This is a genomic window from Mycobacterium sp. GA-1285 (genome assembly GCF_001499905.1).
GTDB lineage: Bacteria > Actinomycetota > Actinomycetes > Mycobacteriales > Mycobacteriaceae > Mycobacterium.
This window is the reverse complement of record NZ_LQIS01000012.1, coordinates 230,526-247,262: the sequence shown is the minus strand read 5'-3', so window position 1 is coordinate 247,262 and position 16,737 is coordinate 230,526. Positions and strand designations below refer to the sequence as shown.

General features: G+C 66.1%; 14 protein-coding genes and 1 tRNA gene. 8 read left to right on the top strand and 7 right to left on the bottom strand.

Features of this window, described 5'->3' with window-relative positions:
* Positions 1-4 precede the first annotated feature (4 nt).
* Both AU193_RS09990 and AU193_RS09985 read left to right on the top strand, forming a co-directional pair.
* Positions 5-907 carry an amidohydrolase family protein gene (locus AU193_RS09990; protein WP_064422183.1) on the top strand — a complete coding sequence of 301 codons (903 nt, stop codon included), beginning with the start codon at positions 5-7 and terminating at the stop codon, positions 905-907.
* 86 nt (positions 908-993) lie between these two features.
* Entirely contained in the window at positions 994-1,767 is a 774-nt protein-coding gene (locus AU193_RS09985) for a VOC family protein (protein WP_064422182.1), read from the top strand.
* A 7-nt stretch (positions 1,768-1,774) separates the two neighbouring features.
* On the opposite strand, the gene AU193_RS09980 is transcribed toward AU193_RS09985, so the two are convergent.
* Both AU193_RS09980 and AU193_RS09975 read right to left on the bottom strand, forming a co-directional pair.
* Complete coding sequence (locus tag AU193_RS09980; RefSeq protein WP_064422181.1) at positions 1,775-2,353, bottom strand: SDR family oxidoreductase; 579 nt, start codon at positions 2,351-2,353, stop codon at positions 1,775-1,777.
* A gap of 99 nt (positions 2,354-2,452) precedes the next feature.
* On the bottom strand, positions 2,453-2,899 hold the full coding sequence (locus AU193_RS09975) for a cupin domain-containing protein (RefSeq protein ID WP_064422180.1): 447 nt from the start codon (positions 2,897-2,899) through the stop codon (positions 2,453-2,455).
* 78 nt (positions 2,900-2,977) lie between these two features.
* Here AU193_RS09975 and AU193_RS09970 point away from each other — a divergent pair, with 78 nt between their 5' ends.
* Positions 2,978-3,391, top strand: coding sequence for a hypothetical protein (locus tag AU193_RS09970; RefSeq protein ID WP_064422179.1), 414 nt, complete (start codon positions 2,978-2,980; stop codon positions 3,389-3,391).
* Between the two features lie 81 nt (positions 3,392-3,472).
* Here the strand turns inward: AU193_RS09970 and AU193_RS09965 are convergent, their stop codons facing one another.
* Positions 3,473-6,757, bottom strand: coding sequence for a LuxR family transcriptional regulator (locus AU193_RS09965; RefSeq protein WP_064422178.1), 3,285 nt, complete (start codon positions 6,755-6,757; stop codon positions 3,473-3,475).
* 149 nt (positions 6,758-6,906) lie between these two features.
* The gene (locus AU193_RS09960) at positions 6,907-7,356 is read right to left on the bottom strand and encodes an Hsp20/alpha crystallin family protein (RefSeq protein WP_064422177.1); all 450 of its coding nucleotides are present in this window, start codon (positions 7,354-7,356) and stop codon (positions 6,907-6,909) included.
* Positions 7,357-7,730: 374 nt separating this feature from the next.
* On the opposite strand from AU193_RS09960, the gene AU193_RS09955 reads away from it, so the two are divergent.
* The 5 genes from AU193_RS09955 to AU193_RS23570 all read left to right on the top strand — a co-directional run bounded on the left by AU193_RS09955 (position 7,731) and on the right by AU193_RS23570 (position 14,188).
* The gene (locus AU193_RS09955; protein ID WP_064422176.1) at positions 7,731-8,420 is read left to right on the top strand and encodes a GAF and ANTAR domain-containing protein; all 690 of its coding nucleotides are present in this window, start codon (positions 7,731-7,733) and stop codon (positions 8,418-8,420) included.
* Positions 8,421-8,610: 190 nt separating this feature from the next.
* Positions 8,611-9,495, top strand: coding sequence for a universal stress protein (locus tag AU193_RS09950; RefSeq protein ID WP_253867718.1), 885 nt, complete (start codon positions 8,611-8,613; stop codon positions 9,493-9,495).
* A gap of 77 nt (positions 9,496-9,572) precedes the next feature.
* A complete protein-coding gene (locus AU193_RS09945) occupies positions 9,573-11,171 on the top strand; it encodes an AAA family ATPase (protein ID WP_082682911.1) in 1,599 nt (532 codons plus the stop codon).
* 63 nt (positions 11,172-11,234) lie between these two features.
* Positions 11,235-12,905 (top strand): GAF domain-containing protein, encoded by a 1,671-nt coding sequence (locus tag AU193_RS09940; RefSeq protein WP_172798264.1) that lies wholly within the window; start codon positions 11,235-11,237, stop codon positions 12,903-12,905.
* A 551-nt stretch (positions 12,906-13,456) separates the two neighbouring features.
* Positions 13,457-14,188, top strand: a complete 732-nt coding sequence (locus tag AU193_RS23570) for an integrase core domain-containing protein (RefSeq protein WP_064422174.1) — start codon at positions 13,457-13,459, stop codon at positions 14,186-14,188.
* Between the two features lie 982 nt (positions 14,189-15,170).
* Here AU193_RS23570 and AU193_RS23095 read toward each other — a convergent pair.
* The 3 genes from AU193_RS23095 to AU193_RS09925 form a co-directional block, all read right to left on the bottom strand.
* On the bottom strand, positions 15,171-15,500 hold the full coding sequence (locus AU193_RS23095; RefSeq protein WP_156425161.1) for a hypothetical protein: 330 nt from the start codon (positions 15,498-15,500) through the stop codon (positions 15,171-15,173).
* Between the two features lie 651 nt (positions 15,501-16,151).
* Entirely contained in the window at positions 16,152-16,391 is a 240-nt protein-coding gene (locus AU193_RS09930; RefSeq protein WP_064422173.1) for a hypothetical protein, read from the bottom strand.
* Positions 16,392-16,618: 227 nt separating this feature from the next.
* Positions 16,619-16,691: transfer RNA gene (locus AU193_RS09925), tRNA-Arg, on the bottom strand.
* Between the last annotated feature and the right edge of the window lie 46 nt (positions 16,692-16,737).

The following is a 16,737-nucleotide window of genomic DNA, read 5'->3' as shown; positions in this document are numbered from 1 at the left end:
CTACGTGACGGTACGCGGCGAGAAGTACGAATACGGCATCGATTTCGCGCGCATCGCGGCGATCGACATCCACACCCACGTCGAGATCGACGGACACGGCCACAAGGCTTACGTCGACGAGCTCGTCGAGGCCACCGAGAAGTACTTCAAGATGCCGCCCGGCGCGATGGCCGGCGTCGACGCGGTCGCCGACCTGTACCGGCGGCACAACACGGCGGCCGTCGTGTTCACCATCGACGCGCGGACGGCGATGCGCCACGTGCCGAACTCGATCGAGGATCTCGTCGCCGGCGCCGCGCGCAACAACGACGTGCTGATCCCGTTCGGCAGCGTCGACCCGTGGCATGAGCGCCGAGCCGTGCACCGCGTCCACGAACTCGTCCGCGACTATGGGGTCAAGGGCTTCAAGTTCCATCCGAGCATGCAGGCGTTCGAGCCCAACGACCGACGCTTCTACCCCATCTACGAGGCGATCTCCGAGGCCGGTCTGCCCGCCTTGTTCCACACCGGGCAGACGGGAATGGGATCGGGGCTGCCAGGTGGGCACCGCATCAAGCTGCGCTACTCCGATCCGATGCTGCTCGACGACGTCGCCGCCGACTTCCCGGACCTGACGATCGTGATGGCCCACCCCGCGGTGCCGTGGGTCGACTCGCAGATCGCGATCGCCACGCACAAGGCCAACGTGTACGTGGACCTGTCCGGATGGAGCCCGAAGTACTTCCCGCCGCAACTGGTCCGCGCGATGAGCAGGCAGCTGCGCACCAAGATCCTGTTCGGCACGGACTTCCCGTATATCCAGATCGACCGGTGGCGCAGCGACTTCGAAGCCCTCGACATCGACCCGGCCGTGCAGTCGCTGATCTACAAAGAGAACGCGCTGCGCGTCCTCGGCGTCGCGTCCTGAGGGCGCTGAGCGCACGTGCGATGAGTTTCCGGGCGGACGACGGTCTGCATCGGTGACTGACCACCGACCGACTGAAGGAGACCGTCGTGCCCGTCCGAAATTCCGCCCCCGTGGGCGCCCCGATCTGGATCGACCTGGCGTCCTCGAACGTCGAACGGTCGCAAGCCTTCTACGGCGAGGTGTTCGGCTGGACGTTCGAGTCGGCCGGGCCCGAATACGGTGGCTACGTCACCGCGTCCAAGGACGGCAGGCCGATCGCCGGCCTGATGTTGAACGATCCGCAGTGGAACAGCCCGGACGGCTGGACCACCTACTTCCACACTCCCGATGCCAAGGCCACCCTCGACGCGGCGGTCGCCGCGGGCGCGACCACGTGCGGAGCACCCGTGATGGAGATCAAGGACAGGGGCTGGATGGCCATGCTGTCGGACCCCAGCGGTGCGTTCGTCGGGCTGTGGCAGCCGGGCGGGCACCGCGGATTCGAACTCGTCAACGAGCACGGTGCACCGGTGTACTTCCAGTGGACCGGGCGCGACTACGCCGGCGCTCAGCAGTTCTACCGCGCCCTGTTCGGCTGGCAGATCGAGACCGTCTCCGACACCGACGAATTCCGCTACAGCACGGCGAACTTCGACGGTGAGGCGTTGCTCGGCCTGATGGACGGCAGTGCCTTCCTGTCCGAGGGGGAGCCGTCGAACTGGAACTTCTTCCTGGGTGCTGACGACGTCGACAAGACCGTGCAGTTGATCCTCGACAACGGCGGCAGCGTGGTTCGCGACGCCGAGGACACGCCCTACGGGCGGTTGGCCGCGGTGGCCGATTGCACCGGGGCCGCCTTCAACCTGTCCTCGCTGCAGTGAGCGGCTGTCAGGCGGTCATCAAATAGTCGGTCCGGCCGACGAAGACGATGCTCGCCGGGTTCGGCGTGGTGGCCGCGTCGACGACGGCGTCGGCGAAGGTCATGTGGCTCATGTCGCCCGACACCACCGTGAGGTGCACGCCGGCCTGGCGGAACTCCGAACGCCTTGTCAGCAAGGCGGTTTCGCCGGCCCGCATGCTTGCAGCGACGGCCGTGTAGCCCTTGGGCACCGCCTTGTCGGGGAAGAAGTGGGCCTGATGGCTGGTGACGAAGACGATCCGTCCGCCGACCGGCATCAGCGGCAGTGCCGCGAGGGCGAGCCGGCGTTGGGCGTCGCGGTTGAGACGCATCGCGCTGTCGGGGTCCGCGTCGCTGTCCAGCGCATCCGACGAGTTGAGGATCAAGGTGTCCAACCGACCGAAGCGCGATGCGATGCCCTCGATCACCTCCGCGGATTCGACCTCGTCGGAGATGTCGCGTGTCACGACGACGTGGGTGTCGACGCTGCCGAGCTGACGCGCGACCCGCGCCCCGAGGCCCCTCGAGCCGCCGGTGACCAGGACGATGCGGTCGGGATCGTGATCCATGTCGGGCTCCTTTCGTCGCTGAGCGCCCGCGTGGCCCCCACCGTACACGCATTCCTAAGAAAATTAAGGTCTATATAAGGTCACAATAAGGTAGCCGTCTCAGGCGGTCGGAGCCGCGAGTTCGAAGTCGGCGAAATCGAACCCCGGCACCACCACACAGGTGACCAGGCTCGGCTCGTCGTCGCGGGGGCGCGCGCGCTGCCAGTGTCCCGGCGGCACGACGAACTGGGGCTGCTCACCGGCGAGGATGTCGGCGCCCAGTAGGTGCGTTGTGGCACTGTCGTGTTCGGGACCGACCTCAAGGAGTAGCGGGCTGCCCGCGTGGAACAGCCACAGTTCGGCACTGCGCACGGTGTGCCAGGCCGATTGCTGGCCGGGCATCAGCAGGAACAGGATCGCCGTGCCGGCGCTGCGCGGGCCGGTGTAGGCCGGCGGCAGCGCGGACTGCGGCACCATCAGGTCGCTGCGCCACGTCTCCCGGTACCAGCCGCCCTCCGGGTGGGGGGACAGGTCGAGGCGTTGTGCCCAGTCCGGAAGAGCGGTCATTCCAGTACCTGCCTTTGCGGTGTCGGACACTCCAGACTAGAGACCGTTTCGGCGCAATCCAGCCGATAGGCTCACGGCATGTCGCGAGTGCGTCCCGGGTGGCTGGTCGCCTTGTGCGGGGCGATCGTGTCGGTGAGCGCGTGGCTGCCGTGGCTGACCGCGAACGGTGGCCGCGTCAGTGCAATCGGTGGCGTCTTCGGCGACCTCCCCGCGCCGAAGGGCTTCGGGGTGGGCCAACTGATCGTGCTGCTGGCCTCGTTCTTGATCGTCGCCGGTGCGATGTCGGCCCGCGGCTTCTCGGCTCGACTGGCATCGACTGCCGCGCTGGGGATTTCGGTGCTGTTGGTGGTGCTGGCCGTGTGGTACTACCGGCTCTACGTGTATGCGCCCGTGTCCGCGGGCTACGGGCTCTACCTCGGCGCCGCCATCGCCGCGGTCGCCACGGTCTTGTCGGTCTGGGCGATGGTGGCCGCGTGGTCGACGGTCGCGTAGACGGCGTGAGCGGGTTCGTCCAGCCGGTCGGTTTGACCGGTGACCGCTGGCCGTGCGCAACCTGCTGTACCGGTTGATCCGTCACGCGTGACGTGCGGCTTCTCGAATGAGCTGAATCCTCGAGGTGCATCCGAGCTTGGCGTAGACGTGGGTCAGATGCGTCTGCACCGTACGCGGCGAGATGAACATGCGCTCGGCGATGTCCTTGTTGCCCAACCCGTCGACGGCGTGGCGGACGACGTCCCGCTCGGTGGGCGTCAGCGACTCCCAGCCGCTCGCGGGCCGCTTCCGTTCCCCCCTTCCACGTTGGGCGTAAGCGATGGCCTCCTCGGTCGACATGGCCGAACCCTCGGCCCAGATGGCGTTGAACACGCCTTCTCCCATGGCTTCTCGGCACTGTGCAACCGCATCGTCGTATCCGATCGCGTATACCGGCCACCGCGCTACGCCCATCACGGTCCGGCTGGCCGTGGCCGCGCCGAAGAGCCGGGCCGCGTGCCGGTGATTGCCATAGTCGGCCGCACAACGCCCGAGAGCTTCGAGCGCTTCGGGAACGTGCAAGAACGCGCCGGTGACCAGTGCGAGCGCGAGGGCGTCGTGGGCGTCCCGCTCGGCTTGGTCGCGTTCGCCCTGGGCAAGCGCTACGTGAGCTCGCGCGACGAGCGCGTTCAGTTGGTAATTGCCGACCGTGAGCCCGACCGTTTCGTCGACCCACCGGCGTGCGGCGGCGACCTCACTGCACGCGAGCAGCGCCAGGGTCATCGGAGTGAGGGCTCGTATGTAGGGCATTCGCTCGGGAACGGTTTGTCCTATCGCCGCTTCGCACTCCGCCTTTGCCTCCGCGCCCCGGCCGGCGGCCAGGGCGGAAAGTGCCCAGGCGATGTGGATCGTGTCCTCATGGAAACCGCCCATCGCGATCGAGGTTTCGCGCGCTTCCTCGGATTTCATCTGAGCCACGGCTGCCTTCCCCTCGTATGCGAACCAGCTGCATTCACAGACCAGGGCGAACAACTCGAGCATTCGTTCACCGGCCGCACGTGCTTCTTCGCTGACGCCGCGGATCACCTCGTCCGCACCCTGTACTCCGCCTCGCCAGCCCATCGCGGTCGCTTGCCAGATCCGGCAATGACGCGACACGAAGCCATCGCCGATGGCGTCGGCGACGCGACGACCCTCTTCCGCCGCCAGTTGCGAGGCGAGCGGCTGCCCCGCCACATTCGATGCGACGGCAAGGCAGCTGAGGAAGTAGCACAACCTCGCCCGATCACGGGCTTGGCGCGCGAGATCGATGGCGTCGGCCCAATACGCTTGAGACACCTCGGGGAGGTAGTAGGCGATCGCTCCGCAGGCGGCCAGGCATAGCGCAATGAGTCCCCGGTCGCCCAAGCCCCGGGCGGCCGCCAACGCCTCCTCGCCGCGCTCCAAGCTCGCGGAATCGGCGGTCCAGGCCGTCAGGATGCTTCTGTCAGCGACGGCGCGTATCCAGACCGCTGCAGCGACGTCCTCGTCCCGATAACCCATGTCATTAAACGCCAGATCGAACGCGGCGATGCCTTCGCGCATCCTGCCGCGGGTCTCCCACAGCCTCTGCAGAGCGGAAATCAGCCGAAGCGCGGGCTCGAACTCCCCGCAGTCGATACTCCAGGCGTGGGCGGCGCGCAGGTTTCCGGTCTCCTGTTCGGCCCATTGGACGAGCCGTTCATCTTCCTCGAGGCGGACCGCTGCGGCGACATAGTGGTCGCGATGGCGACCGCGCATCAGGGTCGCTTCGCCGGATTCGGCGAGCTTCTCCAGTGCGTACTGACGGACCGTCTCGAGCAGGCGATACCGCATGGCGCCCGATTCCTCGTCCGCGGTGACGAGGGACTTGTCGACGAGCAGGCTGAGCTGATCGAGAATCTGGAACTGCTCGAGCTCGTTGGTGGCGGTGACAGCTTGTGCGGCATCGAAGTCGAACCCGTCCATGAATACGCCCAGTCGGCGGAACAGGAGCTGCTCGGCGTCGGTCAACAACGCATGTGACCAGTCCACGGAGGCGCGCAGAGTCTGCTGGCGGCGCATCGTGTTTCGGGCGCCGCCGGTGAGGAGTCGGAACCTGTCATTGAGGCTGTCGGCGATCTGTTGCAGCGACAGAGCGCGGACCCGCGCCGCCGCCAACTCGATCGCGAGCGGCATCCCGTCGAGTCGACGGCAGATGTCCGTCACCAACGCGAGGTCGTCGTCTATTGCGTGGAAGGTGGGCCGCGCGCGTTGAGCCCGTTCGCTGAACAGCGCTACGGCCTCGTTCTCCAGCGTCAGCGAGGGCACCCGCCAGGTGACCTCACCCGACACCGCGATCGGTTCACGGCTGGTGGTGAGAATCGTCAACCGCGGGCAACTGCTCAGCAGTCGCGTGATGACGTCGCCGCATGTGTCCAAAAGCTGTTCGCAGTTGTCCAGTAGGAGCAGGATTTCGCGGTTACCGATGAAGCGCTGCACCGTCTCAAGGGGGGACCGTCCGGGCTGGTCGGGCAGTCCGAGTGTGCGGGCAATCGTGATCGAGACGACCGCCGGATCGGCGATGGCTGCCAAGTCGACCCACCACAGGCCGTCGTCGAATTCTCCGGACAATGCATTCGCGGCCTCAATGGCGAGGCGTGTCTTACCGGCACCCCCTGCTCCTGTCAGAGTGACAAGGCGATTGTCGACGAGTAGCCGGCTTACTTCCTCCAGCTGTTGAGCGCGGCCGACGAAACTGGTCAGTTGTGCCGGGAGATTGTGTGAGCGTGAGCTTTTGGCGGTACGCAGCGGCGGAAACTCATTGCGGATGTCGGGATGACAGAGTTGTACCACGCGCTCGGGCCGGGGCAGATCGCGGACGGTATGCGTCCCGAGTTCCGCCAGCCATGCACCGACCGGCAACCGATCAGACACCAAATCGGTTGTCGTACCCGATAAGACGGTCTGCCCGCCGTGCGCAAGATCGCGGATCCGGGCGGTGCGGTTGATGGTGGGGCCGATGTAGTTGGCCTCGTCACGCAATTGCACTTCGCCCGTGTGCAGGCCGATACGCAGCCGGATCGGTGTCGGTGCAGCGCGCTGTAGGTCAAGCGCGCATGCCACTGCGTCGCTTGCACGCCCGAACGCGATGACGAAGCTGTCACCTTCGCCCTGCTCGATGGGCCGGACGCCGCTGTGCGCGCCGATGACCTCGGCGAGCGTTCGATCAAGGTTGGCGAAGGCCGCCGTCATTTCATCGGGCTGGGTCTCCCAGAGCCGGGTCGACCCCTCGACGTCCGCCAGCAGCAGCGTCACCGTTCCGGTCGGTACCAGCTCGCTCACGCCCAAGTCGCTCCAGTTCAACGGCGCCGCGTCGATTCCAGTCATGCTAGCCAGCGTGCGGCCGTGAGCACGGCGAAACATCGGCGCGGATGCGTAGATCTGTCACCGAGGGGCGCGTAGACACGCCGAAACTGCGGGCAGATCGCAGGATCGGACTTTAACCGCGATCTGACCGCAGTCTCGACGACGTGCGGCTACCCGGCTTCGACCGTCGTGGTCTCGATCGACTTCTGGCCGCCACCGTGGGCGACGTCGATCTTGCGCGGCTTGGCGCGTTCGGCCATCGGGATGGTCACGGACAGCACACCGTTTTCGTAGGTGGCCGAAATGCCCGAGGTGTCGATGCCTTCGCCGAGGGACAGTTGCCTGCGGTAGGTGCCGAAGAATCGCTCGTTCGCCAGCCACTGCACACCCTCATCGGACCGTGCCGTGCGGTGAGCGGAGATGGTCAGCGTGCCGTTGTCGACGTTGACATCCACCGAGCCAGGGTCCACGCCGGGCAGATCGGCGGTCAGCAAATAATGGTCGTCGACCTTGCACAGATCCATCGGCATGAACCGGGGAGAACGATTTGATCCGGTCTGGTTCGTCAGCAGGCCGCGGGTCAGAGCATCGAGTTCAGTGAACGGATCGAATCGAAGCACAGCAATTCACCTCCTATGCCACTCAGAGCCCGCCACCCTGGCGGGCAGCCAAATCACTGTGCGCACCTGCGAGATTAGCACTCGCAGTCCGAGAGTGCTAGACCAAATTTCGAGAAATTTTCACCATCGGGTCGACCGACACTCCGTCGTCGAGCGCCGCGGACGCGCGTGCGCACACGACCGAGGCGCTACCACTGAAAGGGTGGCTCGGCGTAGTGGCCAACTGAGGGCGGCCCCGTCGGCTGTTGTCTGAACCGACGAGACCTCAGCGTGAGTAACGGTCGACCGTCACCCGCGCTTGCCAGGGACATGCCCACTGCCGAGAACGGCAAACAACCGTGTACTTCGCCGATCGAAAGGGAAGACTTCTAGGCATGACCCCACCGCGCACCCATGAGCTGGCCGAGCGGATGGCCGAGCTGGCGCGGGCATCGGCTCCGCCGCGCACTGTCGACGACGTCCTCACCGATGTCACGGAGACGGCGCGTGAGCTGATGCCGGGCGCGGACACGGTAGGTGTGCTGTTGATCGGCAGGGGAGGCAAGTTCGAATCACTCGCGGGGACGTCAGAACTGCCCCACACCCTCGACGAAATCCAGATGCAGGCCGGCGAGGGGCCGTGCGTCGAGGCGGCGATCGACGAGTTGATTCTGCGCACCGACGACTTCCGCACGGAAGAACGCTGGCCGCTGTACGCGGCGGCCGCGGTCGAGCGCGGCGTGTTCAGCGGTCTGTCGATCAAGCTCTATACCGCCGAGCGCACGGCCGGGGCGCTCAACATGTTCGGCTTCAAACCGAACGCCTTCGATGCCGAGGACGAGACCATCGGCACGGTCCTCGCCGCCCATGCCGCCGCCGCGATACTGGCCAGCCGGGAGGGCGAACAGCTGAAGTCCGCGATGGCCACCAGGGATCGGATCGGACAGGCCAAGGGCATCATCATGGAGCGATACGGCGTCGACGAGGTGCGGGCGTTTGAGATGCTCAAGCAGCTCTCACAGGACAGCAACGTCAAGCTGGCGGACGTCGCGCAGCGCGTCATCGACACGCGCAGCGGTATCTGACGACGGGGGCGGTTCGACCCGCCGGCCACTGCCGCTGTGATGTGACGTCTCACTCACATCCGTTGCGAGGGAGCCTGCGTGGGGCGCGTGGACTAGAAAGGATGGGACTTTCGCCTCTGCGCCGGAGCGCGCGGCAACGGTCATCATGCTTGAACGGGCGAACGATCCGGGGCGAGAACAGGAGTCTTCAGTGCGGACGGGTGCGGTTGTGGTCGGCGTGGACGGCAGCGATGCCGCGGTGAATGCGGCACTATGGGCGGCCGCGGTGGCATCGAGATACGAAACGTCGTTGCACATCGTGCATGCGCTACCGGCCGTCGGGCACAACATGACCGACACCGTCGCCGCGATGCGAACGGCGATCCTCGCGCACCGGCACGAAAGCGCCGACACGATTCTGCGCGGCGCCGAGGAGATCGTGCGGTCGCGGTACCACGAGCTCGAAGTGACCACTCTGTCCACCGATGTCCCGGTCGCCGACGTGCTGCTGCAACTGGGCAAGACCGCACGCATGATCGTTGTCGGCAACGATGAGGTCACCGCGGCGGGCGCCCTCTTGCTGGGCTCGACGACGCTGGCCGTCGCGACGCGTGCCGACTGCCCGGTTGTCGCTTGGCGAGGGCCGAACGTCGTGCCGACCGACGGGCCCGTAGTCGTCGGGGTCGACGGGACACCGTCGTCCCTGGCCGCTCTGGAAAACGCGTTTCAATTCGCGGAACGGTTCGACGTGAAACTCGCGGCCGTACGGTCATGGTCGTCGCCGCTGCGCGCGGCGGCCGCGCGACTGCCTCTGTTGATCGACTGGGATGCACTGGAGACGGCGGAGTGGGCGCAGCTGACCAATGACGTCGACGGATACAACCAGCGCTACCCACAGGTTTCGGCACCGTGTTTTGTCGAACACGCGAAACCGGCTGTGGCACTCATGGATCGGTGTCAAGCCGACAGCGCGCAGCTGGTGGTGGTCGGAAGCCATGGCAAGACCGCGCTCACCAGCGCAATCCTGGGGTCGACCGCGTTGAATCTGTTGCAACACGCCACCATTCCGGTCATGGTCTGCCGCCCGAGCCGTTGACGCGCCAGCCGATATGGTCTCGAGGTAAGGGTCTTCGGACCCTGTTCTCGGGAGCCCGGCTGCGAGACGGTCTAGGTATGACGACCGCGTCGGTTACCGCGAGCACCCGCCGAGACCCGTGGAGTGGCAACGGGAATCTGCATGCGGAGATCCATGAAACCCACACGGGGCTGGTGGCTCTCATCGGGGAGCGGGCGTTCAAGACCAAGAAGGCGATCGTCACCGACTTCCTCGACTTCAGCACCCGTGATCGCCGCGAGCAGGCATGTCAACGCGAAGTCGCCCTGAATCGCAGGTTGGCGCCGGACAGCTATCTCGGCGTGGGCCACTTCGCCGCGCCGGGAGAACCCGCCGAACCCGTCATCGTGATGCGCCGCTACCCGGAATCCGCGCGGCTTGCCGCGCTCGTCCGCAGCGGCGATCCCGTCGACGGACACCTCACCGCCATCGCAGACCGATTGGCACGGTTCCACCGGACCGCGCAACGCGGCCCCTCGATCGATGAACAGGCCACGGCCGCTGCGATCTCTGAGCGCTGGCACGAGAACCTCAACGAATTAAAGCGATATGTCGACAAGGTGATCCCCGAGGCGACGCTTCGCGAGGTCACGCTCCTGGCCGACCGGTACCTGGCCGGCCGTGAGCAGTTGTTCGTGCAACGGATCGCGTCGGGCCGCGTCGTCGACGGTCACGGTGACCTGCTGACACAGGACATCTTCTGCATGCCCGACGGTCCGGTGCTGCTGGACTGCCTCGAGTTCGACGACCGGTTGCGCTACGTCGACGGTGTCGACGACGCCGCGTTCCTCGCGATGGATTTGGAGTTCCTCGGCCGGAAGGACCTCGCGGACCGCTTCCTCGACGAGTACCTGCGACGGGCCGACGACCCCGCGCCGCGGTCCCTGAGGGATTTCAGCGTCGCGTACCGCGCCGTGGTGCGGGCGAAGGTGGACTGCATACGCGTCGATCAAGGCGACGCGGACGCGGCGACCGACGCGACCCGCCATCTCGACATCGCCCTGGCCCACCTGAAATCGTGCACGGTCCGGTTGGTCGTCGTCGGAGGCGGCCCGGGCACCGGCAAGACCACCGTGGCGCACGGGTTGGCCGAGCGGGTGAACGCCCGGGTCATCTCCACCGACGAGGTGCGGCGCGAGCTGCAACGGTCCGGCGCCATAGCCGGACGGGTGGGTGAGTTGGACGTGGGACTGTATGCCCCCGAGAACGTGAGCGCCGTCTACGACGAGGTGCTGCGTCGAGCCCGCGCTCTGCTGTCGGCCGGTGAGACTGTCGTGCTCGACGGCACCTGGCGCGATGCGCAGCAACAGGAGAGGGCGTATCGACTGGCTGCCGAGACCTGTTCGGCGGTGGTTCATTTCGTGTGTTCGCTGTCGCCGTCGCAAGCCGCCGAACGGGTCGTGGCCAGGGGCCCATCGAGTTCGGACGCGACACCGCAGATCGCCGTCGCACTCGGTGAGAATGCAGGCACCGGGCGGGTCCACCGGATCGACACAGCCCGTCCGCTCGCGGACTCGGTGAACGAGGCGTCCCGGGTAGTTCGCCGGGCTGTCGGTAAGGTCTCGCGCACGGCACTTGACGTGACGACGCCGACGGGCCCGCGTTCGCTTTACGGGTCGTCGGCGACGCGTAACATCGGCCTCGACGGTTGGTGGTGAGTCGATGAGGATCGGAACGGCAGGACAGTGACCGACAGAGACCGATCCGGGGACGACGCAGGTATGCGCTCGCTTCGGGACACCTTGTCCCAGTTGCGGCTTCGTGAGCTTCTTTCGGAGGTCCAGGACCGCATCGAAGAGATCGTCGAAGGACGGGATCGGTTCGAGGGGTTGCTCGAGGCCATGCTCGTCGTCACCTCTGGCCTCGAACTCGACGAAACGCTGCGCACCATCGTGCGTACCGCCATCGATCTGGTCGATGCGCGGTACGGGGCGTTGGGTGTTCGCGGTCGAGGCCACGAACTCGTCGAGTTCGTCTACGACGGAATCGATGACGAAACCCGCCGAGCCATCGGCCACCTGCCGGAGGGCCGCGGTGTCCTGGGCCTGCTTCTCGACGACCCGAAGCCGATTCGGCTCGACAACATCGCGAATCACGCTGCTTCCGTTGGCTTTCCGCCGAACCACCCGCCGATGGCCACGTTCCTCGGCGTGCCGGTCCGCATTCGTGACGAGGTTTTCGGCAACCTCTACCTGACGGAAAAGGCGGGGGGCCATCCGTTCAGCGAGGACGACGAGGTCCTCGTCCAGGCGCTCGCGGCCGCTGCGGGAATCGCGATCGAGAACGCCCGGCTCTATGAACAGGCCAGGAACCGCCAGTCGTGGATCGAGGCCACCCGCGACATCGGCACCGAACTGCTGTCCGGAACCGAACCGGTGAAGGTCTTCCGGCAGGTCGCCGACACGTCACGTCAGCTCAGCGGAGCCGGCTTGACAGCGGTGTTCGTTCCGACGGAGCGCGACGTGCCGCCGTCGGAGGCAACCGAGCTCGTCGTCGCCGCCACCTCGGGCGACGTCCCCGCACTTGACGTGGACGCGGTCGCCGTCGCTGACAGCCCCATCGGTCAGGCATTCGCCCGGCGGACGCCGATGCGGTTCGACGGCCTCGACCTGGATGGGGCGGAGACGGGTCCCGCGCTGGTGTTGCCGCTGCGCGCGGGCGACGCCGTTGCGGGTGTGTTGGTCGCGCTTCGGCCCGTCGGCGCTGCGCCGTTCAGCGACGAGAACATGGACATGATGGCCGCGTTCGCCGACCAGGCGGCGCTAGCGTGGCAGCTGGCCAGTACGCAGCGCCGGATGCGGGAACTCGACGTGTTGACCGATCGCGATCGCATCGCCCGGGATCTTCACGACCACGTCATTCAGCGGCTGTTCGCCGTCGGCCTGGCGTTGCAGGGGACGATCCCGCGAGCGCGTGCGCCGGAGGTGCAGGAGCGGCTCAACGGCTGTGTCGACGACCTCCAAGAGGTCATCCAGGAGATCCGGACCGCGATCTTCGACCTGCACAATGCGCAGCCGGGCGTCTCGCTGCGGCAGCGGCTCGACGAGGCGATCGATCAGTTCGCCGACCCGAACATGCGCACCACGACGAGGTTCTCGGGTCCGCTGTCAGTCGTGGACGACGAACTCGGCGAGCACGCGGAAGCGGTGGTGCGGGAGGCGGTCAGCAACGCCGTGCGGCACGCGAACGCCACGGCGTTACAGGTCAGCGTCACCGTCGGTGACGACCTGCGTATCGAGGTCGTCGACAACGGTTGCGGGATCGACGCCGAGGTGACGCCGAGCGGGTTGGCCAATCTCCGCACGCGTGCCGAGGAGGTCGGTGGCGAGTTCACGGTCGCGGCCGCCGCGGATGGCGGGACTGTTCTCACGTGGTGCGCGCCGCTGACCTGACTGAGAACCCCCGCTGGGGCGAAAACGCTTGGTGCCCCCGGCAGTGTCTGATTTCACGACATAGTGGGCGGCTGTCTCGCGACATAGTTGGCACCTCTGCAAGCGTGGGAGGCCGGCCATGTCGAAAGCGCAGCTCATCATCACCGCGGTGGTGCTGGAGGGACGCAGGAAAAGCGAAGTCGCCCGCGATTATGAGGCGCCGCGTACCTGGGTCCAGCAACTATGTAAGCGGTGTCGGACCGAAGGAGCTGCGGGGTTCGAGCCGCACTCGCGGCGTCCACACCACAGTCCCCAGGCGGTCGAGGCCCAGTGAAGAGCGCTCATCTGGTTGCGCAAGACCCTCGACAAGCAAGGCTTCGACGCCGGTGCCGCCACCATCGCCAGCCACCTTGCCCGCGACCCAGAGTTCACAAAAGTCCCTGCGGTGTCGACGATTTGGCGCATCCTCAAACGGCGCGGATTCATCACACCCCAACCGCACAAGCGGCCCCGCTCAAGCCGATGTCACCCACTGGCGCCTAGCCGACAACGGCCCGGCAGAAATCCTCGACATGCTCGACGACCACTCCCGTGTGGCCCTGGCTAGCACCGCCCGCCCTGTCACCATGGGCCCCGACGTCGTCGACACCTTCACCACAGTCATCACCCAATGGGACGCACCAGCGGGCGCGCTGACCGACAACGGCGCCATCTTCACCGCCAAACAACGCGGCAACGCACGCACCGCCCTAGAAATCATGCTCGGCGAACTAGGTATCAAATACAGCCGCTCACGCCCCTACCATCCGCAGCCCTGCGGCAAGGTCGAACGCCTCCACCAAACCCTCAAAAAACACCTACGGGCCCTACCCCCAGCGGCCACCATCGACGAACTGCAACACCAGATCGACGATTTCCTGGTTTACTACAACACCGTCCGGCCCCACCGGGCGCTAGGACGCCGCACCCCCATTGAGGCATTCAACGACCGACCCAAAGCCTTCCCCAGCGGCTACCAGATCCCGCCGCATTACCGAGTACGCCACGACACAATCGACGCCGGCGGGGTCATCACCATCCGCTACAACAGCCGCCTACACCACATCGGCCTGTCCAAACACTTACGCGGCACCAAAGTCACCGTGCTCATCGACGACCGCGACATAGAGATGTGCGCCTATGCCAGGAGGGGGAGGCGGTCCAGCTCGGGTCACCCACCCACCCCCAATTCGCGGTCGTCTGACGAAAAACGAAGCGAAGTCCTCTCGATGGAAGTAACTCGACGTGTCAAGTGGTCCGACTGAAGTAGTCGACTACTGCAGTCACCCGCCGTTGCCGCGCTTAACGTCTTGCGCAGAACGATGGTTTCGGATTCGGAGAGAGGAAGTCGACATGAACACGTATGACGTACGGTGCGCGATGCGGGTCCGAGTCGGCGCCGGTGCAGTGCTGGCGGCGGGAACATTGGTGTTACTTTGCCCGGCCGGGCTTGCCCTTGCAGACCCCGTTCCTACTGACACGAACGGGTCCAGCCAACAGGAAGCGAGTTCCGAGAATCCTCAAGGCGCCGCGGGCAAGTTAACGAGTAACGACTCTCGCGAGACCCTTCGGAACCTCAACGAGAATCTTCAGCAACGCCTCGCATCCGACATCCGACGTAACTCGGTTATCGGTGGACCATCTTCAACGGGACGGTTGCGGTCGATCACTGAACGCTTCGATCGCACTAGCGAGAGTTATTCTCTCCAGGATCTTCGGCTCCAAAACCAAATGGACAGGGTAGGCAAGGTGGAGTCCACGGTGTCGAGCATCATGAAGAAGCAATCCGGCATCACAGATCAGATTTTGCGAAATCTGAGATAGCGAATGCATGAGTGCGGTGGGCGCGCGATTTGTGGCTGCCGGGTGGACCCTTGTCCCATACTGTCATGTGGCCTCGTTCGGTAGGTCTGTAGTAGCGGCGACGCAGGTGTCACGCTCGGGACGTCAGGTGTCCGTCGTGGGTGTCCTTGACCGGGTGGTTAACGAACGCCGAAAAGTGCCCGGCTTGACGTCGCCGCTACCGAGTTCGGGCTAGGACCCGCTGGCCATGATCTTCACGATGGCGCCGGGGTGGGGGAAGCCGAAGCTGGCCCGCAGTGTGGCCCTTACCGCAAGCGGTCACTGGTGAAGTAGACGCTGGAGTTGGTGACCACGGTGGTGTCTTGGCGCAGCACGAAGATGCTGGGGGAGGGGCCTGTGGGCGCGGCTGGTTGGGTGACTTGGCGCATCCAAGCGCGGCTGTGGTCACGCCGCGTATATGAGCACCGCCACGGTCATCGCACGGTGGGGTCGAGCAGATAGTGCTTCAGCATGTGCGCCACACCAGCCATCCCCGCCGGGTCGGCGCGGAACGCCTCGACCACGGCCGCGTCCATGCGGGTGGGTGGCCTGGCCCGCCCCGGCCGCGCTGAGCAGGTTGCTGATCTTCCACGTCACCGACCCCACCGAGCGGCCGAGCTGGCGCGCCAGCAGTTCGCAGGCGTCGGTGCCGGGACGCCGCCAACCGCCGTAGTCGTGGACTAGCTCGCAGGCCACAATCAGCTCCGCCGCCGTCCATTGTTTGCGTTCAGTCATCGCGACTCCCAAATAAGCTGGGCGCCAACCGTTTTGGTTGCCTCACTGTCCATGGCGTGCGATGCGCTCGTGGAAGTCGAGAGCGTGTACGGTGGCGAAGGTGGCCGGGCAGTCGCTGCACAGCAGCCGGTAGTTGTCGCTCATCGCCGCCGTCCCAAGGTGGGCAGGCCAGCGCTAGCGGGGCCGTACCGGGCAGGCGTGATGTCGTACTGCGGACGCCGTGGTGGCACCGGCTTGCGCTCGATAACTTGCACTGGCTGCCGCCCATGGCATTCCGCCCGATGCGGCATTCGATGCGGACGCAGCTGGCCGTCGCGCTCCAGCCGGATGCGCTGGTGGCACACGGGGCACTCGCCCAATGGCTTGCGTGGCTTCCACCCGTTGGCGCTCACCGCGCCCGCCTCCCCAGCGTGGGCAGGCCAGCGCTAGTGGTGCGCCCGTCCCCGTACTCGCGGGACTCCGACCGGGTGCCAAGGCTGTACGTCGCCCGCCGCGCTGGCCGTGGCTTGCGCACGATCACCTCCACCGGCACCCGGCCGGGGCACTTGCCATCAGGGCTGCGGTGGGCGCGCAGGGTGCCGCTGCCCCACATACGGACGCGCTGCCCGCAGTCGGGGCAGACGCCCAACGGTGGCCGTGGCTCGCTGCCCATTAGCGCACCACCCCCCTGGCCAGCGCTGTGGGCCACCAGGACCGACGCTGCTGGCCGTCGTAGACGCCCTGCAGCAGTACGGTGGCCAGCTCGTCGGCCTGCTCTGCGGTCAGCGTGGCGTCGATCCAAGAATCCGCGTTGGCCAGCCGTAGCGTGCAGCTGCCATCGGCACGCGGCTGGTAGTACACGTCGCCGCTGTGGTGCCCCGAGGGTGTGATGGTTGCGAAGAGCCGCCGCATCCTCATTGGGGGATCGCGATGTACGCACGGCTGGCCGGTGTTGTGATCCGCATGGATGGCCCCCTCTTTCGAACGTCCGTTCCCCTTGGAAGTCCAAAATTACGCCCGCTCACGGCTCCGTTCAGGTTTGCCGCAGAAGCGACTGAAGTGCCCCAAAAATGCACGATAGTTGCACAGCGGATGCGGGAAGGGGGCAGAAATACGCATCTAGCTGCACGAATACGAAGTGCCCCCGGCAGGATTCGAACCTGCGACACCGGCTTTAGGAGAGCCGTGCTCTATCCCCTGAGCTACGAGGGCGAACCGCTGGGGAGCTTACCGGCTGGCCGCGGAAGCAGCGTGGACC